The following is a 19,499-nucleotide window of genomic DNA, read 5'->3' as shown; positions in this document are numbered from 1 at the left end:
GTCAAGATAAGCTTACCCCTTTGGACAATTCGCGAACCCGGCAAGCTACTGGCTGCTTCGATTTAGTAGGAACCGCGAATATGTTCATAGACGCGTTCCGTGTAGAAAGCGCTCAATCGTTCTAGCTCCGTCTTCGCGAAAGACGGAACGGCCTGCGCGGCAAGATTGTCTTCAACTTGACGAACGTTCTTGAAGCCCGGAATGACGCAAGAGATTTCCGGTTGATCCAGAATCCAACGCAACGCCGCGCGAGTCATATTTTCGCGTCCTTCCGCAATCCAAGCTAATTCGCGCGACAGCTCCACGCCTTTGGCGAAAGGCAGTCCCCCGAAAGTCTCGCCCACGTTGAAATGCTGTCCGTCCCGATTGAAGTTTCGGTGATCTTGGTCTTCGAATTTCGTCTCCGCCGAGAATTTGCCCGTCAGCAAGCCGCTGGCGAGAGGCAACCGGACAAGCAGGCCGACTTCGCGCTCCTGCGCTTTAGGCAGCAACTGCGCGAGAGGTTTCTGACGAAGCAGATTGAAGATAATTTGCAGCGCTTGTACCCCGGGTTGATTCAGGCAAAACAAACCTTCCTCGACGCTTTCCACGCTGACGCCGTACGCCCTGATTTTTCCTTCGGATTGCAGCTTGTCCAGCGCCTCGAATACGGATCCTTCCTGCAGGATCGCCAGCGGCGGACAATGAATCTGATACAGATCGATCGCCTCCCGGTTTAGTCGCTTCAAGCTTCCTTCGCACCATTCGCGAATCCGCTCTTCCGAGTATGTCGCGGGGTCATGGATGTCGCCGGCCCGGCAGAACTTCGTGGCGATATAAATCCGGTCTTCCTTCCCTTTCGTCGCCTGCGACAACAACCGTTCGCTTTTCCCGTCGCCGTATACATCGGCGGTATCGAAGAAGTTGACGCCCTCGTCCATCGCTTTGTCCAGCGCGCGCAACGATTCTTTCTCGTCCGTCTGGCCCCACGATCCTCCGATCGCCCATGTTCCAAAACTAATTTCGCTGACGTTCATTCCCGTTTTCCCGAGTGGACGATATTTCATTAGCCGTAACGCTCCCTTTTTATGCAGTTTGTTATGAACACGCGTTCATTGTTACTAATCCATTCTAACAGATCTGAGCCGTTCAGTGAATTACGGTTCGATCAAGGTTTACAGTTCGACTCTCAAGGTGCCCAGCATCTTGGCGAATTTCGGATCGTGGTAGGATAAGAAAAGACTTTCCCGCGTATCGAGGGCGGAAATTTGTTCGATATCGTCCGCGCTCAACTCAAAATCGAAAACGTCGAAGTTTTCGACAATCCGCTCTTTTCTCACCGATTTCGGAATGACAACGACTTCACGCTGAACAAGCCAGCGCAACACGACCTGGGCGACGGACTTGTTGTGTTTTTCCGCGATCGAGGTCAGCACTTCGTTGCCGAACATGTTGTTAAGCCCTTCAGCGAACGGCGCCCACGACTGGTGTTGAACTCCCTGCTCTTTCATAAAAGCGGCGCTCTCAGTCTGCTGGTAGAACGGGTGCGTTTCGATCTGGTTGACGGCGGGAACGATTTCGTTATGCACGATGAGGTCCATCAGACGGTCGGGCAAGAAGTTGCTGACGCCGATCGCCTTGATCTTGCCTTCGCGGTACAGGTCTTCCATCGCACGCCAAGCGCCATAGTAATCGCCGAACGGCTGGTGAATAAGGTACAGATCGAGATAGTCGAGCCGTAGCTTATTCAACGATTTGGCAAACGCCAGCTTGGCACTCTCGTAGCCGGCATCCTGAACCCAGAGCTTGGTCGTGATGAACAGCTCCTCACGCGGTACGCCGCTGCGCTTGATCGCGCGTCCGACCGCTTCCTCGTTCAGATAACCGGCGGCTGTATCGATCAGGCGGTAACCGGTCATCAGCGCTTCATATACCGCGTTTTCGCATTCTTCAGCATCGGGAATCTGGTAGACGCCGAAGCCGATGATCGGCATTTTCACTCCGTTGTTCAATGTTACGGTTTGCATTGTAACTCCTCCCAGTGTTCGAATGTATAACAGCAAACGGCGCGTATCCCGGGAATCGGGCACTGCAGCGGGAATTCCGCTTACGGCTGATTTGCATTACAATAAGCTTAGAACCTTCGTGTTACACGAAGTCAAGCCGTCTTCAAAAATTTATTTTCCTAGGAGGATTTCACATGCATACGGTCAAAGAAGCCGCCCAGATAACGGGACTCACCGAGCACGCCGTGCGCTTTTACACGGATAAAGGCCTAGTTCCAAGCGTACAGCGCAATCCAAACAACATTCGGTTGTTCGACGAAGAATCGATCAACTGGCTGCATGGCGTCAAATGCCTCAAGCAATCCGGGATGCCGATCGAAGCCATTAAAATGTACGTCGATCTCTGTCTCGAAGGGGATTCGACCATTCCGCAGCGCTGCAAACTCATGATGGAGCATAAAGAAGCGTCGCTCGTTAAGCTCGAAGAAGCCAAACAGCACGTTGCCCATTTGGAACAAAAAACCGCTCTATATCAGGCCATTCTGGAGCACCGCTCTCCGGACACGACCAATCCCGGCAATTGGGACAAAATTCAGCATCTGCATTGTGACGTATTTTACTCTCCCTCCGTTCGGAAGGCGTGAGAGATATTCGTGAGCACATCAACCGCTCTGAAGAACATTAGACTGACGTTGAGTCATGATTAACCTCGTACCCAGTATGGCTACCGACAATCTTGAGGATATAAATTGAGCGCCATTCCATGTCATAAGGTTTTCGACATACCCTAATGTGTCGGAGTTAGAGGTACCAATAATACGTTGAAAAGCAAGTAAATCATAACCCATGCTTTTTTCGTTTGTAACGATGGGATACAATGCGCCAACGGCAAGAACCTCACCTTTGATCGGCCGTTTAAGTTTACCATTTTCGTAGTAATACTGTGATAAATAGTCATAACCTTTATAACTAATGTCTATCGTAAATAGCACGTCAAGTTGAGGACTCCCTACACTCACTTTGTAAAAATCTTCATAATTCACATTGAATTTATGCTCGTTATTATATTTTTCAACATCAAACATTTCATGCAGAATGTTATTCTTGAAGGAATAGATATAAAAGATGCCATATCCGCCGCTTCCTCCAGTATCTATGCTGACTAAAATGTCCATTACGTTATCCTTGGAAAAATCCCCAAGGAATAGCCTAGCATGATATCCCGCATTGTTTTGAAGATTTACCGTCGTACTTTGATTAGAGCGTCCATCTTGAATAATAAGCGTGATGTTATCCGCAAAGATTCCATCAGGTTTATTTCCGTACAAATACACGTTATCCATTATTCCGTCCCCGTTTACATCTCCTTGCTTCCTATCTAGCAAAGCAATGCTTCTGGAATGAGTATAGTTACTATGCTCATGCTTTTGAAATTGTCCGTACAAATTAAACATCCCCTATTCATAAGTCAAATACCCTGTTTTTAAAAATATGTAGGTTAATAACTATATGATTGTGTAGATGCCCATGTAGGTGAAATGCTGCCCATTCGCGAAAAAAAGGCTGGCGCAGGAATAATTCCCTGCACCAACCTTTTCACCCCGTTCAAGAAGACGACTTCAATTGCTCCAGCTTGCGCACGTATTTGCATACCGTGGATACGTAAGTGGCATGCGACCAAGTCAAAGGCGCGACCGAGATCGGCGTTCCCGATTCCGGATGGACTTGTTCGGGAAGATTGCCTCCCGGGAGAGCGAACGTCGTTACCTTCTCCAGCGTCCTGCGCGGCTCCGCCAAGTCGTCCGGCGATTTAGCCGTTTCGATCTGGAAGTTCGCCACCCACAACGTACAAATAATCCATGGATTGCCCGGTATTTTGTCGATGTCGTCGGATTGCCGGAAGTAATAATCGTTCGTGTATCTCGCGATCCCCCCTACATCCGTCTGGATGCGAAGCTTCTCCGAAATCGCATGCATCGTGCGGGTTACCCTCTCGTCTTCCGCGGGGAATACCTCGAACTCGAACAATCCGAACAGACTGCTCTCCACCGTCATGTCCTTCACCCACCGGCCGTCCTGGTAGACAAGGCCCCGCGCGTATCTTCCGGCTTCTTCATCCCACAAATGAGTTACGATGCCCTGCTTCATCCGCTCGGCCACGACGCGATATTGGTCGCTGCGATCGTAATCTCCGAACAAATCGGCGAAATAAGCGGCAGCCATCAGACCGCCGTATACGGACGCCACCGTGTACGTCCAGATTCCGTAGCGTTCCTCCCACAGATCGTAGCTCGGCTTCGGCAGACCCAGATCGGGCTCCATGTATTCGCACAAGAACGCCGAAGCTTTCCGGATCAACGTGCCGTGCAACGCTTGAGACAGCTCGATCTCCCCGTGCCTCGCGTAATCTTTCCAGAGCGCGTAAAGCACGAGCGCCGTCTCGTCCTCTTGGATCGGCAAGCGCGGAACCCCTTGCACGACATAAGGATGCCAGCTCGAGCCTACCGTTCCGTCCGGATTGTACTTATGATGCAAATACCCTTCCGGGGACAGGTGGCGTCCGCAAAAATGGAAAAACGGCGCGATCGTTCCATGATAGCCGGCCAGCGACATCGCGTCCGCGATCAACGCTCCGTCCCTTGGCCACATGTAACTGTAATGATCCCTGTTATATTGCAAAATATCGGTATCGTTCGCGGCTAATATGGCTCCTCTTTCGTCGATCTGAGTTCTTACGATAAGCAAGCTGTGCTTGAACTGTCTGCTGACATGCGCAGGCAGATCGCCGAAGCGCTCCCCGACCTTCGCCAGCCAATGATTCCAATAAATCACGATACGGCTTAACAGCTTCTCCGGATGGCTTTCCTGCACATACTGGTCAAGCCGTTTTACTTCTTCCATATCGGTACCCACGGACATCCAGTAGTAAATCGTCTTCTCATTCCCCGGCGGGACGATCGTGCGGAAGCTGATCGTACTGTCTACGGAGCCTTGCGAGATGGCATTTCCCATCAGCTCGCCGTCCTCCGCGTCCCTCCAAGTTCCTTCGGCGGATTGGAACCGTTTGACGCCGGTCGAGAATTGGTAAATGCCGCCTTGCTCGGATCTGCCGTTGAACATGAAATAAGAGGAGCGCTTGTAATGAAACAACGTCCGATTGCCCGGATAGAAGGCCGCCGTATCCCCGACCTCGTTGCCGTCGATCATCAGGTCATTGTGGAAAAACACCCGGACATCCTTATCGGTATCGCCTAAATTCCGAACCACAACGCGTTTCAAGTAAATGCATTCCCGCTGATGGATGCCGTCGTTTAGTTGTAGCTCCAGCCCTAATCGTTCATGGCGGGCGGTGACGTTCGTGACCAGAGAGTCCTCGATATACCCGAGATCGATCGTCCATTCCGGATCATCCAGCCATGCGAATGTCCCGTTGCACCATATCCCGAAGCGGCACGCATGACCGCCCACATGATTTAACTGGCCTACGTACGGAAAATAAACGTCGCGAATAAAACAGCTGCTGTCCAAATTGACTAGCATTTTCCCATTTCCAATGACAAGATGACGTGCCATGCCAATCCCTCTCCTTCTTAGCTGACGAGTTCGCGATATAGTTTGTAATATAAACGTGCCGAGGATTCCCATCCATAATCCTTCTTGGCGCCGTTAGCCACGATCCGGTTCCAATGCTCTTCATTGCCGTAGAAAGACAAAGCTCGACGAACCGTAAACAGCAAATCGTGCACGGTGGCAGGCCCGAAGGTAAATCCGGTCCCTGTTCCGGTATATTCGTTATACGATTCCACTGTGTCTCGCAAGCCACCCGTTTCCCTTACGATCGGAACGGTACGATACCTCAAGGCGATCAATTGGCTTAAGCCGCATGGCTCGAACCGGGAAGGCATCAAGTACATATCGGACGCCGCGTAAATTCTCCGGGCCAAGCCTTCGTTAAAGCCGAACCACAGCGCGATTTTGTCGGGATGGCTCAGCAGCGCGCCGCGCAGCATCTCTTCGATCTCATGGTCCCCGGAGCCGAGTACGACCAATTGTATGTTTTCCTTCATCAGCTCCGGCAATGCCGCCCCGATCAGATCGAAGCCCTTCTGGCTCGTTAATCGCGAGACGACGCCGAACATCGGAACGGAGGCGTCTACCGGCAATCCCAGCTCCTCTTGCAACGCTGATTTGTTCTGGCGCTTCTTGGCGACGGAATTCCGATAGGGGACGGCCAAATGGGGATCGTTCATCGGATCGTAGACTTCGGTATCGATCCCGTTCAAGATTCCCCATAGGTCGTGCGAACGCTGCCGGATGACGCCGTCCAACTTCTCGCCGTACTCCTCCGTCTGAATCTCGTAGGAATACGTATTGCTTACGGTAGACAGCTTGTCCGCAAAACGGAGACCCGCTTTCATGCAGCTCGCCGCGCCATAGAACTCCAGGCTGTCTCCCGTGAAGGAGTCGTCTCCCGTCGCCAGCAGATCCTGCAGCAGCTCCCGCGAGAAGACGCCTTGATATTGCAAATTATGAATGGTGAATACCGTCCGAATGTCTCGATATCCCGGATGATACGCATACCTGGTGCGGAGTAAAAACGGGATCAGTCCGGTTTGCCAATCGTGGCAATGCAGGATATCCGGCAAATCATCGAGCTTGCCCAGCATTTCCAGCACCGCGAAGCTGAAGAAGGCGAACCTCTCCGCTTCGTCTCCGTATCCGTACAAATAACCCCTTTTGAAATAAAACTCGTTGTCGATCAGAAGAAACCGAACCCCGTCCACCATGACTTCCTGAATCCCGCAATACTGTCTGCGCCAACCTAGCTGAACCTCCATCACGGTTAGCGTAACTACGGCATCGGATATCGCCTTGGGAATTTCTCCGTATTTAGGCAGAACGACGGTGACTTCCACTCCTTGCTTAGCCAGCGCCTTCGGAAGCGCCCCTACGACGTCGGCCAGCCCCCCGGTCTTCACGAGCGGCATCGCTTCGGATGCCGCAAACATAACCCGCATGCGGTCAACTCCTATTTATATGACTTTCCGCTTCAAAGCGATAAACGGCATTTCGGTCGTTCCTTTTAATTGCTGCAACGCTCTGATTTCGACTTCTTTGTCCAAGATGCAATTTTCCAGCGATCCGTTCTCGCCGACTACGCCGTTCTGCATCACGATGCTGTTGCGAACGACCGCGCCCTTGGCTACTTTTACCCCGCGGAACAATATGCTGTTGTAGACCGTCCCTTCGATATCGCAGCCGTTGGCGATAAGCGAATGCGTTACGTCGGCGCCGTTGCGGTAATGCGTCGGCGGCTCATCCTTGACTTTTGTATAAATAGAGCCCGGCTTGAAAAACAGCTCTTTCCAAACCTCCGGCCGCAGCAGTTCCATGCTGTGCTGATAATACGCGGCAACGTTGTTCACGACCCCCAGCACCCCATCATACATATAAGCGTTAACCTGCAATTGGTTCAAGCGCGACAAGATCGAATGACGGACGAAATGATCGCGGCCTTGGGCCAAAGACGTTTCTACGAGATCCAGCAACAACTCCTTGCTGAGTACGTACATTTCCATAGACACGATGTCGCTGTCCAGTCTTCCGAAATGGTCCTGCATTTCGACAATCCGCCCGGCGGAGTTCACCTTCGCTTTGCGCGCCAAGCCCGGCACGCCATCCGGACTTTGCTTGCACACGACGGTAATGTCTGCTCCCGTCTCCTTGTGGTGCGCCAACACCTTAACGAAGTCGACGTTGCATACCATATGGCTGCGGGAAATGACGACGTACTCCAGCGGACTGCGGGCGAAATAATCGCGGTTCCGGTAGAAATGGTAAAGATCGCCCCGGCCGAAGTCGGTCTGGTCCTCCATAGAAGGCGGAAGCACGAACAACCCGCTTTGCTTGCGGTGCAAGTCCCAGTTGCTTCCCGAGCCCAAATGGTCCATCAACGAGCGGAATTTCCTGTGCGCGAATACCGCGACCTTCGGTATGCCGGAGTTCACCATTGAGGATAAGGTAAAATCGATCAGACGATAACGTCCGCCGAACGGCACCGTCGCCAGGCAGCGATTGGCCGTCAAGGCTTCCATTTCGTCCGCTTCGTGAATTAAATTGATAACGCCCATTAAGGATAACTTCATACCGGCTCCGCCTCCTTAAGTTCCGCTAGCGGGCGGATCGTTTCTCCGCTTCCGACCACGGCAATATCCTCGGCGTCCACGCTGCCGACTTGGCAACCGTCGCCGACGATCGCGCCCTCGCCGACGATCGCGCGAATGACGCGCGCATTGCTGCCGACGATCGCTCCAGGCATCAAGATGGAATCCTCGACGACGCTGCCCTCCCCGACGCGGGCGCCATGGAAGAGCACCGATCTGTTCACTTGGCCTTCGACGACGCAGCCTTCATTGACGAGCGAACCTTGAACTTTGGCCGTAGGAGCGACATATTGGGCAGGTTGGTTCGGACTTGCCGAGAATATGCGCCAAGAACGATCGTTCAAACGCAACGACGGCTTCTCCTCGAGCAGGTCCATATTCGCTTCCCACAAACTATCGATCGTTCCGACGTCTTTCCAGTAGCCGTCGAATTGATAGGAATAGAGCCGAGCTTCGTCTTGAAGCAGAGTAGGAATAATGTCTTTCCCGAAGTCGTTGGAAGAGAGACGGTCCGCCTCGTCCCGAACGAGCGCCTCCTTCAACACCGACCACGTGAACATATAAACGCCCATGGATGCGAGATTGCTGGTCGGCTTCTTCGGTTTTTCCGCGAATTCGACGACTCTGCCGTCTTCATCCACGCTCAGAATGCCGAATCGGCTCGCTTCCGCCCATGGAACGCTAATGACGGCGATCGTCGCGTCCGCGTTGTTTTTCTTATGCGCATCCAGGAGAAGGTCGTAGTTCATTTTATAAATGTGATCGCCGGAAATAATAAGCACGTATTCCGGATCGTAACGTTCAATGAAACCTAAGTTCTGATAGATCGCGTTCGCCGTGCCTTTATACCATGTGCCGCCCTTCTGGCGGACGTAAGGGGGAAGCACGTGCATCCCGCCTTCCCGGCGGTCCAATCCCCATGGCGTTCCGATGCCCAGATGCTGGGTCAGCTCAAGCGGTTGGTATTGCGTGAGCACTCCGACGGTCTCGATACCGGAATGCACGCAGTTGCTCAACGTGAAGTCGATAATGCGGTATTTTCCTCCGAAATGAACGGCGGGTTTCGCTAAATCTTTAGTCAATACCCCCAAACGGCGTCCTTCTCCGCCGGCCAGCAGCATGGCAATGCATTCATTCTTGCGCATGAACTTCACTCCTCTCCGAGTAAAAACGGCTTCAATGTCGTCAAGCTAAACGATCTTTGCGACTGATCAAGCTGTCTCTGACTTCCAAAGCTGGACGGATAAAGCGGGCAACGCTACTTCAATGCTGTAAGGCTTGCCATGCCGGGGAATGTTTTGCGCGAGCACTTGGGAAGGCAGTTCGGTTCCTATGCCCCCATATTCCGATCTATCGCTATTTATCAGTAATCGATACTTGCCGGGCTGCGAGACTCCGATCCGATATACCGGGTACGCATCCCTGGAAAAATTGCAAACCGTAACAATGGGAGATTCGAACTGTTTATCGTTTCGTTGAAAAGAGAGTATGCATTGCGCGGCGTTATTGACGTCGATCCATTCGAAGCCGCTCTGTTGATGGTCGCTCTCCCAAAGCGCCGGATTATCCACGTATATTTGGTTTAATTCCCCGACGTACTTATGCATGCTGTCGTGCATCGGGTACTGAAGCAAGCTCCAGTCCAATCCGGAGTAATCCTTCCATTCGTCGAATTGTCCGAACTCCCCGCCCATGAAGAGCAGCTTTTTGCCGGGATGGGTCATCCAATAGCCGTAGAACAAACGAAGATTAGCGAATTTTTCATGATAATTGCCGGGCATCTTGTTTAGCATGGAGCGTTTGCCGTGGACGACTTCGTCGTGCGATAAAGGCAATACGTAATTTTCGGAAAAGGCGTAGTGAAGGGAAAACGTGATGAGAGAGTGTTTGGTTGAGCGGTGGGAAGGATCCGTCTCCATATAGCGGAGCATGTCGTTCATCCAGCCCATATTCCATTTGTAGTTGAATCCGAGTCCCCCGAGATAAGTGGGCGATGTTACTGCAGGATAAGAGGAAGAATCTTCTGCCATCATGAGACTCTCGGGATAATAGTGAAAGACGGTTTCGTTCAGCTTGCGCAAAAATTGGAGCGCTTCGATGTCTTCGGTTCCGCCGTAACGGTTCACCGTCCTCATCGACTCCGGTTTATCGAAATTAAGCTCGATCATGCTTGCGACGGCATCTACCCGCAAGCCGTCGATATGGTAGACGTCCAACCAGAACAAGGCGTTGGAGAGCAAGAAGCTCTGTACCTGCGGCTTGCCGAAATCGAACGCCAACGTTCCCCATAGCGGCTTCTCTGCGCGACGGTAATCCGAATGCTCGTAGGTAGGCGTTCCGTCGAACAACCGCAGTCCGTGGTCATCCTTGCAGAAGTGTCCGCAGACCCAATCCAGCAACACCCCGATTCCGCGCCGGTGGCAGCAATCGACGAGTTTTTTTAATCCTTCGGATGGGCCATACCGGCTAGTTGCCGCAAAATACCCCGTAGCCTGATAGCCCCATGAACGATCGAGAGGATGCTCGGTTAGCGGCAATACTTCAATATGGGTATACCCCATTGCGCTGACGTAATCGACAAGCTCATTTGACAGTTGCTCATAGTCGCGAAATTGTTCGGGAGCGTCCATTCGCCACGAAGCGAGATGAACCTCGTAGATCAGCATCGGTTGTTGGTAGGGCGGATGCTTTTTTCGGTGTTCGATCCATGCCTGGTCCTGCCAAACGTGATGTTGAAGAGAAGCGACGACGGATGCGGTATTCGGTCGCAATTCGCATTGAAAACCGAAAGGATCGGACTTCAGCTGCCGTTCCCCTCCCGCGTTTACGATCTCGTACTTGTAACGGGCGCCTTCCACGATGCCCGGGCCGAATCCAACCCATACGCCCGTTGTTCCAACCTGCGTTAAATTGACATTTCCTTCGAAGCTGTTCCAGCCGTTAAAATCTCCAACGACGGCAACTTGGCGAGCATTAGGTGCCCACAGAACAAAACGAACGCCTTGCCGTTCATTATATTCCATTGGATGTGCCCCGAATGTACGATAGGCGCGAAAAAGCTGCCCGGTATTGAACAAGTACAGGTCGTCGGATGAAACCAAAGCCGGCGAAGCCTGCATGCGAAATCACCTCCCGACGAATAGGGCCTTAATGCTGTCGATGTTGCTTTTTGTCTACGGAATGTTAACTATTTGTAAACTTACCTCACAATTTACATAAAACTTACATTCATTATAGCGAATTTCATGAAAAGATTCACCCCATTTTCAAAAAAGTCGTAAGAAAGTTTGTGGACCCGCATCCACAATGAATTATTTGTATGTCAATCCAATAATTCGTATTCCATGCTCCATTCTCCTGCTTATCATTTTTATTTCATTTTTACGACTTCATGAACTTAACGAAAATATAAAAACACCCCGCGTTGAATACACGGGGCGTTCGGTTAACGGTATGCGATATTTCGCGAAATCATCCTATTTCCAAGCAACTTGGCTCCAGCGCAATTCGTTGCGGAATTGAACCGGGGTCGTGTTCTTGTCGATCACGACGCATTCGATTCCGGCGATTTCCGCGAAATCGAGCATTTGCTCCGTCGTAACGGCGAAGGAATACACGGTATGGTGAGCTCCTCCGGCCAAGATCCAAGCCTCCGCTCCGAGCTGCAACGACGGCTGAGGCTTCCACAACACGCGCGCGACCGGAAGTTTCGGCATCGCTTTGTCGACCTGTACGCCTTCCACTTCGTTCACGATCATGCGGAAACGGTTACCCATGTCGACAACCGACACGTTAATCGCGGAGCCGCCTTTGCCGTCGAATACGATACGGGCAGGATCCGCTTTGCCTCCGATTCCGAGAGGATGCACTTCGATACGCGGTTTCGATGCCGCGAGCGTCGGGCACACCTCAAGCATATGGGCTCCCAGCACGAGCTCGTTGCCGGGCTCGAAATGGTAAGTGTAGTCTTCCATGAAGGAAGTATCCACTCCGCCGGCGATGATCTTGACTAACCGCGTAAGCGCCGCGGTTTTCCAATCTCCTTCGCCCGCGAATCCGTAGCCTTGCTCCATCAGGCGTTGAACCGCCAACCCAGGCAATTGCTCCAAGCCGTGCAAATCCTCGAACGTTGTCGTAAACGCCGTAAATCCGCCTTCTTCCAAGAAAGATTTAAGGGCGATCTCAAGACGCGCTTGATAAGCGATCGCGTCGCGGATCGGGCCTGCCGTACGGCCTTCCTCTACGATAACGTATTTGTCCGCGTACTCGGCCAGCAGCTCGTTAACGGCAGACTCGGATACAGCGTTGACGCGCTCTACCAAATCCCCCACGCCGTATCCGTTCACCGCCCAACCGAATTTAATTTGCGCTTCTACTTTATCGCCTTCGGTTACGGCAACTTGGCGCATATTGTCGCCGAATCTAGCGACTTTTAATTGACGGCTCTCCGCGTACGCCACCGCCGTGCGTTCCCAACCGCTGATGCGAGCGCGAACTTGCGGATCCTGCCAGTGGCCTACGACCACTTTGCGGGCGATCCCCATGCGCGCCCCGATAAAGCCGTACTCCCGGTCGCCGTGAGCGGCTTGGTTCGTGTTCATGAAATCCATATCGATCGAATCCCAAGGGATATCGCGATTGTATTGCGTATGAAGATGAAGAAGCGGCTTGCGAAGCTCGGACAATCCCGCGATCCACATCTTAGCCGGAGAGAACGTATGCATCCAAGTGATGATTCCCGCGCAGCTATCGTCGGAGTTGGCGGCGATGCAGATTTGGCGAATTTCTTCGGGAGTTTTGACTACCGGCTTGAATACAATCGGGAACGGAATGCTAGCGTCGCCGGTCAGGCTGCTCGCGATCTCCTCGGAGTGGGAAGCGACTTCTTCCAACGTCTCCGGACCGTACAGATGCTGACTGCCCGTAACAAACCAGAAAACATAAGGCTTCAACTGCAACATTAGGGAATCCTCCTAAGTATCGAATAATTAATATAAACTTGTACGTACATGATTACAATATTATTCTACAGCGCGAAATGGCTTATGACAACCATTTATTTATTGTTCCGGTTCGTAGTTGTATTGAAAATTCGATTATATTATTCATGTTGTACATACGAGTTGACAGAAGGAGCAGAGGTTAGGTTCGGCGCTACCGTCGCTCCCCTCATTGTCGCATTATGCGACGAAAATGCCGGTTTCCTCGCCCCGCTACCGCTCATTGTCGCATTATGCGACGATAATGCCGGATTCCTCGCCCCGCCACCGCTCATTGTCGCATTATGCAACGATAGCCGGTTCCTCGCCCCGCCCCGCTCATTGTCGCATTATGCGACGATAATGCCCGGACCCTCGCCCCGCCACCGCTCATTGTCGCATCTCGCGACTATAGAGCGGGCCTCGCGCATTTTCCCGTTCATTTTTGCAAATCCGCATCCTAAAGCAAGAAGGAACCGCACCATGTGCGGTTCCTCCCCAATCAGAACGTCGGCAAGTTATCCAAGTTGTTATCCGTTCGGCCGTCCGGATCGGAACGAAGGTGCTCGTCCCCGTCGCGTCCTTTAAACACGTTCACGTTCTCAAGTTGGTCATTCTTGGCCATTTGTTGCGCTTCTTTATATCCGACCACTTGCCCCGACGATAGCTGAAGCTCCACGATATCCCCGTCGCCGTTTTTGCGCACCGCCACGATCTGCTGTTTGCCGCTTTGTTGATCCATTGTAACCACCTCCAAGAGGATAGTCTTTTCATATAATGGGAGAAATATGCAAGGTCATTCGGCGGATAAGTATATAAGCATACATTAGTTTGGATTTGTCGAACAACGAGACGGACGCTTCCGTAAGAAAAAACCTCGATCGGAAGATCGAGGTTTATCTTACTATCGTTAAATTCGAACGAAATGCCACACATGGCTCTGATAGTCGCCGTGAAGGCGTGGGATCGGCAATCCGGCGTACATGAGCTGATCGCCGCCATAGATGGCGTCGCTCCCGTCTGCTCGGTACCGGGCGGAAGCATCCAATCCTTTGAACTTCAGCCAATCCAGAGGCGCATTTGGTTCGGCTAAGACGCGGATATACACCGCGAACGCTTCGGATCGATCCGCGGCAACCATCATCCACGAGGTATCGTTTCCTTCGAACGGGCTTCTCAGCCGATAGAAGTCGCCGAACTGCACCAAGTGGCGAATGTCCTTATATTGCCTTACTTGATCTTTGACAATCGCTTTCTCTTCGTCGGACATCTGGGTCAAATCCAGCTCGTAGCCGAAATTTCCCGACATGGCGACGTCTCCGCGCGTCTTGAGCGAAGTCATCCGGTTCACCTGATGGTTCGGTACCGCGGACACGTGCGCGCCCATCGCGCTGACCGGGTAAACCATGCTCGTTCCGTATTGAATCCTCAAACGGCTTACGGCATCCGTGTTGTCGCTTGTCCACGTTTGCGGCATGTAGTACAGCATCCCCGGATCGAATCGGCCCCCTCCGCCGGAGCAGCTCTCGAACAAGACGTCCGGAAACTCGGAAGTAATGGTTTCCAACACGCGATAGAGCCCCAGCATGTAACGGTGAGCGGTTTCGCGCTGGCGTTGCGGCGGCAATAAAGCGGAGCCGATTTCCGTCATGTTGCGGTTCATATCCCATTTCACGTACGTAATGGGCGCGGAACGCAGAACGGAGCTTACCGACTCGATCAAGTAGTCGCACACGTCATCGCGCGACAGATCCAGAATCAATTGCTGCCGCGCTTCCGTCCTTCGGCGGCCTTCCACGTGTAGGCACCAGTCGGGATGCGTGCGGTACAAGTCGCTATCGGGGGAGACCATTTCCGGCTCGAACCAGAGTCCGAATTGCATGTCCAGACGGTTCACGCGCGACGCTAAATCCGCTAGGCCGCCCGGCAGCTTGCGATAATCGACCTTCCAATCGCCAAGCGAGGAATCGTCGTTGTCCCGATGACCGAACCAGCCGTCATCGAGCACGAACAGCTCGATCCCCAGCTCCTGCCCGACTTTGGCAATATTCTCGATCTTGTCGGCGTTGAATTGGAAGTACGTCGCTTCCCAGTTGTTCACGAGCACCGGTCTTGTCCGATCCCGGTGAGCGCCGCGGCACAAACGGCTGCGGTATAGCCGGTGATACGTTCTCGACATTTCGCCTAGCCCTTCGCACGAATACACCATGACGAGCTCGGGAGTTTGAAACTCTTCGCCCGCTTCTAGCAGCCATTCGAAATCGAACGGATTGATCCCGACCGACACGCGCGTCGTCCTAAATTGATCGACCTCCGCTTGGGCGACGAAGCTCCCGCTATAGACGAGGCTAAACCCGTAAGCCTCTCCATGGTTTTCGTTCGCGTTCGGAGAAACGAGCGCCACGAACGGATTTTGTTGGTGACTGCTGGAACCCCTGCGGCTCTCGACGGACTGGATACCGGGAACGACTTGCCGCCTGTACACGTCTCTCTCTCGAGCCCAGGCACCAGACAATTGCAGGAAATGAAACCTATCATGACGGAAATCCACGCTTCCGCTCAATACCCGCAGCAAGCGCAGCGCAGACTCTCCTTTGTTCGATAGCTTGACCGATCTTACGATCGCATCATGTTCCGCGAACACGGAGTAGGCAAGCAAGACGCGCAGTCCGGTTTTCTCGTCCTGAAGCACCAACTCCAGCGTTTGAGCTTCTTCTTCCTTTTCCGCGTACGTAGACGGCAACCCCTTCAGCTTAGGCTTCCCGTTCACGATCCGGTGCTCTACGTAGGCTAGCTCCGTGATCGTAGATCCGTCCTCCAGTTGAATCTGGTAAGCCGGATGGCGAAAATCGCTCGTTCCGTAAGCCGGATATTCCTGAGGGAGCGTGTCGAACGACACGGTTCTATCCTCCGGAAACGGATTTGGCGAGAAGGATGCGCGCTCTTGAAAGTCGAGCATTCCTTCCCATGGCGCATCCGATACTTTACGCCCCCAATACGCATGCATAGGGACTCCGTTCTTATTTAATTGGATAACGTAGCTCGTATTCGGTCCTTGCAAATGGAACACTCGATGTTCCGCGTTAAAATGTATCCCCATGTCATCCTCCTACTCCTGACGTCGTATCAGGTCATCGCTTCTAATCAGTTTAACCGACAATGCCCATCATCACAAAAGCATAACTATAAGTCCGATTAGCGAACAACGTATACTCTGCATGCGTGCGGGCGCCCCAGCTATCATCGCCGCCGACTCCCATTTGCTTATAGTTAACGCGAACGACCGTCTTGTCCAGAGGCGGCAGCAAATGTTGATGATCGTATTGCTCCAACTCGCGAGGCGTATATGGGAGAGCGTTAAGCTCGAATACCGGCGCGCCTTCGAGCCTGATACCCACGCCGTTAGCATTCGTCAGCGTGGCGTAACGCACTTCCGTCTTATTGCCCGTCTCTTGCGGCCTCAGATAGGGAACCGCTTGTTCATTCACCTTGCCCGAGAATAAACCCAACCGCGCTCCGGCGCTGCGATCCCAGTAATTCTCGTGCGGCCCTTTGCCGTACCAAGCGACCGTATCGAACGAGGAATCCATCTCGAACATCATTCCGATTTCCGGAATTTCCGGAAGCCCTTTGCCCGGATTCAGCTCAAGCCGTACTCCGATTTCGCCATTCCCGCGAATCGAATACGTAATCGCGCACGAAGAGACGGGGTTCGTCGGAAGCGCATATTCCACGACGACTTCCGCCCCGGCCGGTGCGGCTGCAGCCGTGAACTTCAACAGCTTACGGTCCGCACCCGCATCCCTCCAGATCGCGCAACGTTCGTGATGCCCGTTGCCTCTGTCGTTATCCGTATAAGCGCGCCAGAAGTTCGGCGACAGCCCTTCCGTAAGCAGCTCCGTGCCTTTTATTCGATAAGAAACAAGATTCCCGGCCGCAGTATCGAAACTAACCGAGAAACCATCCCCGCTAGCGATCCACAGTCTATTTTCCTTTACCGTCTGCACGACAGCATAGTTCGGTTGCTCTCCTGCGGCACCCTGAACAGGAATCGGCAGTACGAATTGCTCGAACGCGAGCTCATGGCCGGCTTCCGCCCATGCCGTCGCTTGTTTCAACCGCATGCTAAGGGTAAGAACGAATTCATCCCCGTTGCCCGCTTCCCGCGGATAAGCGTGCAGGAGATCTACAACGACCGATTGTCCAGGAGCCGCTTGAACGATCAAATCCCCCTCGTTCACGAGTATGCCGTTTGCCTCCACATACCAAGCCAACTCATAAGCGTTCAAGTCCGTAAACAAATTGCGGTTGGTGATAACGAAGCGGCCTCCTGCCAAATTTTCCGCCGTAAACTTAACGTTCTGGTAGCACTTCTTCACTTCGTATAGCTTAGGCGTTACGGTGCGATCCGCGAAAATAAGGCCGTTGCCGCAGAAATTGCCGTCATGAGGAGACTCCCCGAAATCGCCTCCGTAAGCCAAATGCGAATTCCCTTCCGCGTCCGTCACGGAGATCGCCTGATCTATCCAATCCCAGATGAACCCCCCTTGCAGGATCGGATATTTCTCGAATAGATCCGTGTATTCGGACAATCCGCCGCAGGAATTCCCCATGGCATGGCTATATTCGCAAAGGATAAACGGCTTGGAGGGAGCCGGCTTTCGAAGCGCGTATTCCTCGACATCCCGAGGTTTCGTGTACATCTGGCTCTCGATATCGGAAGCCGCCTCCGACCTCCGGCAATGGAACACCCCTTCGTAGTGAACGACTCGGGATGGATCGTTGGCGCGCAAATAGTCATGCATATCCTCGAAATTATCGCCGCCCCAAGCTTCATTGCCAAGCGACCAGATCACGATAGAGGGATGGTTCTTATCGCGCTGCAGCATGGAGTTGCACCGATCGATGACGTTGTTGCGCCATTCCGGCTTGCTTCCCGGCACGGTGTCTAGTTCTTCCTGTTGCCCATACTCCCATGAACCGTGAGTTTCCAGGTTCGTTTCGTCGATCACGTACAAGCCGTATTCGTCGCACAACTCGTACCATCTCGGGTTATTCGGGTAGTGCGATGTCCGAACGGCATTTATGTTGTAAGATTTCATCAGCTTAATGTCGCTGATCATGTCCTCTTCGCCCAAAGCGCGGCCCGTCACGCTCGAGAACTCGTGCCGGTTAACGCCCTTGAATTCAATGCGCTGTCCGTTGATCCGCATGAGTCCTTCTTTGATCTCGAATGCGCGGAAGCCGACCTTGCAGCTGACGAATTGAACTGCCTGATCCTGCTCGTTCGCAAGACGAAGCACTAGCGTGTACAGATTCGGATGCTCCGCGCTCCACTTCAAAGGATCCGTTACCGCGATGGAGCCTTGGACGGCTATCGCTTCTTGCACGCCGACCGCCGCTTCGATCCTTAAAGGCTGTTGCAGCACCTGACGGTTCCGATGATCATACAACTCCGCTTGGACGGTCATGATGCCGACGTCTCTTCCGAAATAGTTGTGGATCTTGGCGTCTATCCTTAGCAACGCGTCGCGGAATTGTTCGTCCAAATCGGTATTCGCGAAAAAATCGTAGATGTGCGTCTCCGGGGCCGTAAACAAATACACGTCGCGGAAAATCCCGCTCATCCGCCAGAAATCCTGGTCCTCGAGCCAGCTCGCATCGCACCAGCGGTAAACTTCTACCGCCAGCTTGTTCTCGCCCTCGGCCAAATACGGAGTCAAGTCGAACTCGGCGGGCGTAAACGTGTCTTCGCTGTAGCCGACCAATTCGCCGTTTAACCAGACATAGAACGCCGATTCGACGCCTTGGAAGCTGATGAATACCGGTCTGTTCCGCCAGCCTTGCGGCACTTCGAACGTTGTAATATATGAACCTACGGGGTTATATTTCGTTGGCGCGAACGGCGGCTTCAGCGGTTCCGAGTCGATCCATGGATATCGGACGTTCGTATACTGAGGATAATCGTAGCCTTGCAATTGCCAATGGGCGGGAACCTTGATCTCGGACCATTGGCTATGATCGAACCCTTGCTCGTAGAAGTTTTTAATCCTTTTTTCCGGATTTTCCGCGAACGAGAATTTCCATAGCCCGTTCAGGGACATATAATGCCGGGACAATTTACGATCGCCCTTTAGCGCTTCTTCGAGCGAGTCATGCGTTAGGAGAGTCGCATGGGCCTCCATGCGGTTAAGCTCGTAAATCTCTGGATTGTTGTTCCACTCCGGGTAACCGTTAGCCGGCGCGGAGTAATTCCATTTTGTCTTGGACAAATCGCCCACTCCCTATCATAATGTAACTATATTCGTATTATAAGATCACGATCATCCTAATAAAATCTAAAGATTTTCGCATAAATATCAAAATATGAA

The 19,499-nt window shown here is 52.6% G+C and carries 13 protein-coding genes; 1 reads left to right on the top strand and 12 read right to left on the bottom strand.

The features are described 5' to 3' along the window. Positions 1-62 precede the first annotated feature (62 nt). On the bottom strand, positions 63-1,046 hold the full coding sequence (locus FPL14_RS25960; RefSeq protein WP_182300440.1) for an aldo/keto reductase: 984 nt from the start codon (positions 1,044-1,046) through the stop codon (positions 63-65). A gap of 108 nt (positions 1,047-1,154) precedes the next feature. After that, entirely contained in the window at positions 1,155-2,006 is an 852-nt protein-coding gene (locus tag FPL14_RS25955; RefSeq protein ID WP_182300439.1) for an aldo/keto reductase, read from the bottom strand. Positions 2,007-2,179: 173 nt separating this feature from the next. On the opposite strand from FPL14_RS25955, the gene FPL14_RS25950 reads away from it, so the two are divergent. Then, the gene (locus FPL14_RS25950; RefSeq protein WP_182300438.1) at positions 2,180-2,629 is read left to right on the top strand and encodes a MerR family transcriptional regulator; all 450 of its coding nucleotides are present in this window, start codon (positions 2,180-2,182) and stop codon (positions 2,627-2,629) included. Positions 2,630-2,647: 18 nt separating this feature from the next. On the opposite strand, the gene FPL14_RS25945 is transcribed toward FPL14_RS25950, so the two are convergent. The 10 genes from FPL14_RS25945 to FPL14_RS25900 all read right to left on the bottom strand — a co-directional run bounded on the left by FPL14_RS25945 (position 2,648) and on the right by FPL14_RS25900 (position 19,400). Further along, a complete protein-coding gene (locus FPL14_RS25945) occupies positions 2,648-3,439 on the bottom strand; it encodes an FG-GAP repeat domain-containing protein (protein ID WP_182300437.1) in 792 nt (263 codons plus the stop codon). A gap of 151 nt (positions 3,440-3,590) precedes the next feature. After that, entirely contained in the window at positions 3,591-5,558 is a 1,968-nt protein-coding gene (locus FPL14_RS25940; protein ID WP_182300436.1) for a glycoside hydrolase family 15 protein, read from the bottom strand. 17 nt (positions 5,559-5,575) lie between these two features. Continuing rightward, positions 5,576-7,003, bottom strand: a complete 1,428-nt coding sequence (gene glgA / locus FPL14_RS25935) for a glycogen synthase GlgA (RefSeq protein ID WP_182300435.1) — start codon at positions 7,001-7,003, stop codon at positions 5,576-5,578. A 15-nt stretch (positions 7,004-7,018) separates the two neighbouring features. Next, positions 7,019-8,131 carry a glucose-1-phosphate adenylyltransferase subunit GlgD gene (gene glgD / locus FPL14_RS25930; protein ID WP_182300434.1) on the bottom strand — a complete coding sequence of 371 codons (1,113 nt, stop codon included), beginning with the start codon at positions 8,129-8,131 and terminating at the stop codon, positions 7,019-7,021. Next, positions 8,128-9,294, bottom strand: coding sequence for a glucose-1-phosphate adenylyltransferase (locus FPL14_RS25925; protein ID WP_182300433.1), 1,167 nt, complete (start codon positions 9,292-9,294; stop codon positions 8,128-8,130). The genes glgD and FPL14_RS25925 overlap by 4 nt, the downstream gene beginning before the upstream one ends. A gap of 66 nt (positions 9,295-9,360) precedes the next feature. Continuing rightward, entirely contained in the window at positions 9,361-11,268 is a 1,908-nt protein-coding gene (gene glgB, locus FPL14_RS25920; RefSeq protein ID WP_182300432.1) for a 1,4-alpha-glucan branching protein GlgB, read from the bottom strand. Between the two features lie 357 nt (positions 11,269-11,625). Beyond that, entirely contained in the window at positions 11,626-13,110 is a 1,485-nt protein-coding gene (gene araA / locus FPL14_RS25915; RefSeq protein ID WP_182300431.1) for an L-arabinose isomerase, read from the bottom strand. Positions 13,111-13,630: 520 nt separating this feature from the next. Then, positions 13,631-13,870: a DUF3892 domain-containing protein gene (locus tag FPL14_RS25910; RefSeq protein WP_182300430.1), complete on the bottom strand. Its 240-nt coding sequence runs from the start codon at positions 13,868-13,870 to the stop codon at positions 13,631-13,633. Positions 13,871-14,038: 168 nt separating this feature from the next. Further along, positions 14,039-16,228 carry an alpha-galactosidase gene (locus tag FPL14_RS25905; protein ID WP_182300429.1) on the bottom strand — a complete coding sequence of 730 codons (2,190 nt, stop codon included), beginning with the start codon at positions 16,226-16,228 and terminating at the stop codon, positions 14,039-14,041. A 49-nt stretch (positions 16,229-16,277) separates the two neighbouring features. Next, complete coding sequence (locus tag FPL14_RS25900) at positions 16,278-19,400, bottom strand: beta-galactosidase, LacZ type (RefSeq protein WP_229263680.1); 3,123 nt, start codon at positions 19,398-19,400, stop codon at positions 16,278-16,280. Positions 19,401-19,499 lie beyond the last annotated feature (99 nt).

Source organism: Cohnella cholangitidis (assembly GCF_014107495.1).
Classification (GTDB): domain Bacteria; phylum Bacillota; class Bacilli; order Paenibacillales; family Paenibacillaceae; genus Cohnella; species Cohnella cholangitidis.
Note: the sequence above shows the minus strand (reverse complement) of the source record. Positions and strands in the feature narration are given on the sequence as shown.

What these genes read in the sequence shown, in the direction of transcription:
- araA (WP_182300431.1), bottom strand. Translation starts at nt 13,110, where the DNA reads ATGTTGCAGTTGAAGCCTTATGTTTTCTGGTTTGTTACGGGCAGTCAG.
- FPL14_RS25960 (WP_182300440.1), bottom strand. Translation starts at nt 1,046, where the DNA reads ATGAAATATCGTCCACTCGGGAAAACGGGAATGAACGTCAGCGAAATT.
- glgB (WP_182300432.1), bottom strand. Translation starts at nt 11,268, where the DNA reads ATGCAGGCTTCGCCGGCTTTGGTTTCATCCGACGACCTGTACTTGTTC.
- FPL14_RS25945 (WP_182300437.1), bottom strand. Translation starts at nt 3,439, where the DNA reads ATGTTTAATTTGTACGGACAATTTCAAAAGCATGAGCATAGTAACTAT.
- FPL14_RS25940 (WP_182300436.1), bottom strand. Translation starts at nt 5,558, where the DNA reads ATGGCACGTCATCTTGTCATTGGAAATGGGAAAATGCTAGTCAATTTG.
- FPL14_RS25910 (WP_182300430.1), bottom strand. Translation starts at nt 13,870, where the DNA reads ATGGATCAACAAAGCGGCAAACAGCAGATCGTGGCGGTGCGCAAAAAC.
- FPL14_RS25955 (WP_182300439.1), bottom strand. Translation starts at nt 2,006, where the DNA reads ATGCAAACCGTAACATTGAACAACGGAGTGAAAATGCCGATCATCGGC.
- FPL14_RS25950 (WP_182300438.1), top strand. Translation starts at nt 2,180, where the DNA reads ATGCATACGGTCAAAGAAGCCGCCCAGATAACGGGACTCACCGAGCAC.
- FPL14_RS25925 (WP_182300433.1), bottom strand. Translation starts at nt 9,294, where the DNA reads ATGCGCAAGAATGAATGCATTGCCATGCTGCTGGCCGGCGGAGAAGGA.
- FPL14_RS25905 (WP_182300429.1), bottom strand. Translation starts at nt 16,228, where the DNA reads ATGGGGATACATTTTAACGCGGAACATCGAGTGTTCCATTTGCAAGGA.
- glgD (WP_182300434.1), bottom strand. Translation starts at nt 8,131, where the DNA reads ATGAAGTTATCCTTAATGGGCGTTATCAATTTAATTCACGAAGCGGAC.
- glgA (WP_182300435.1), bottom strand. Translation starts at nt 7,003, where the DNA reads ATGCGGGTTATGTTTGCGGCATCCGAAGCGATGCCGCTCGTGAAGACC.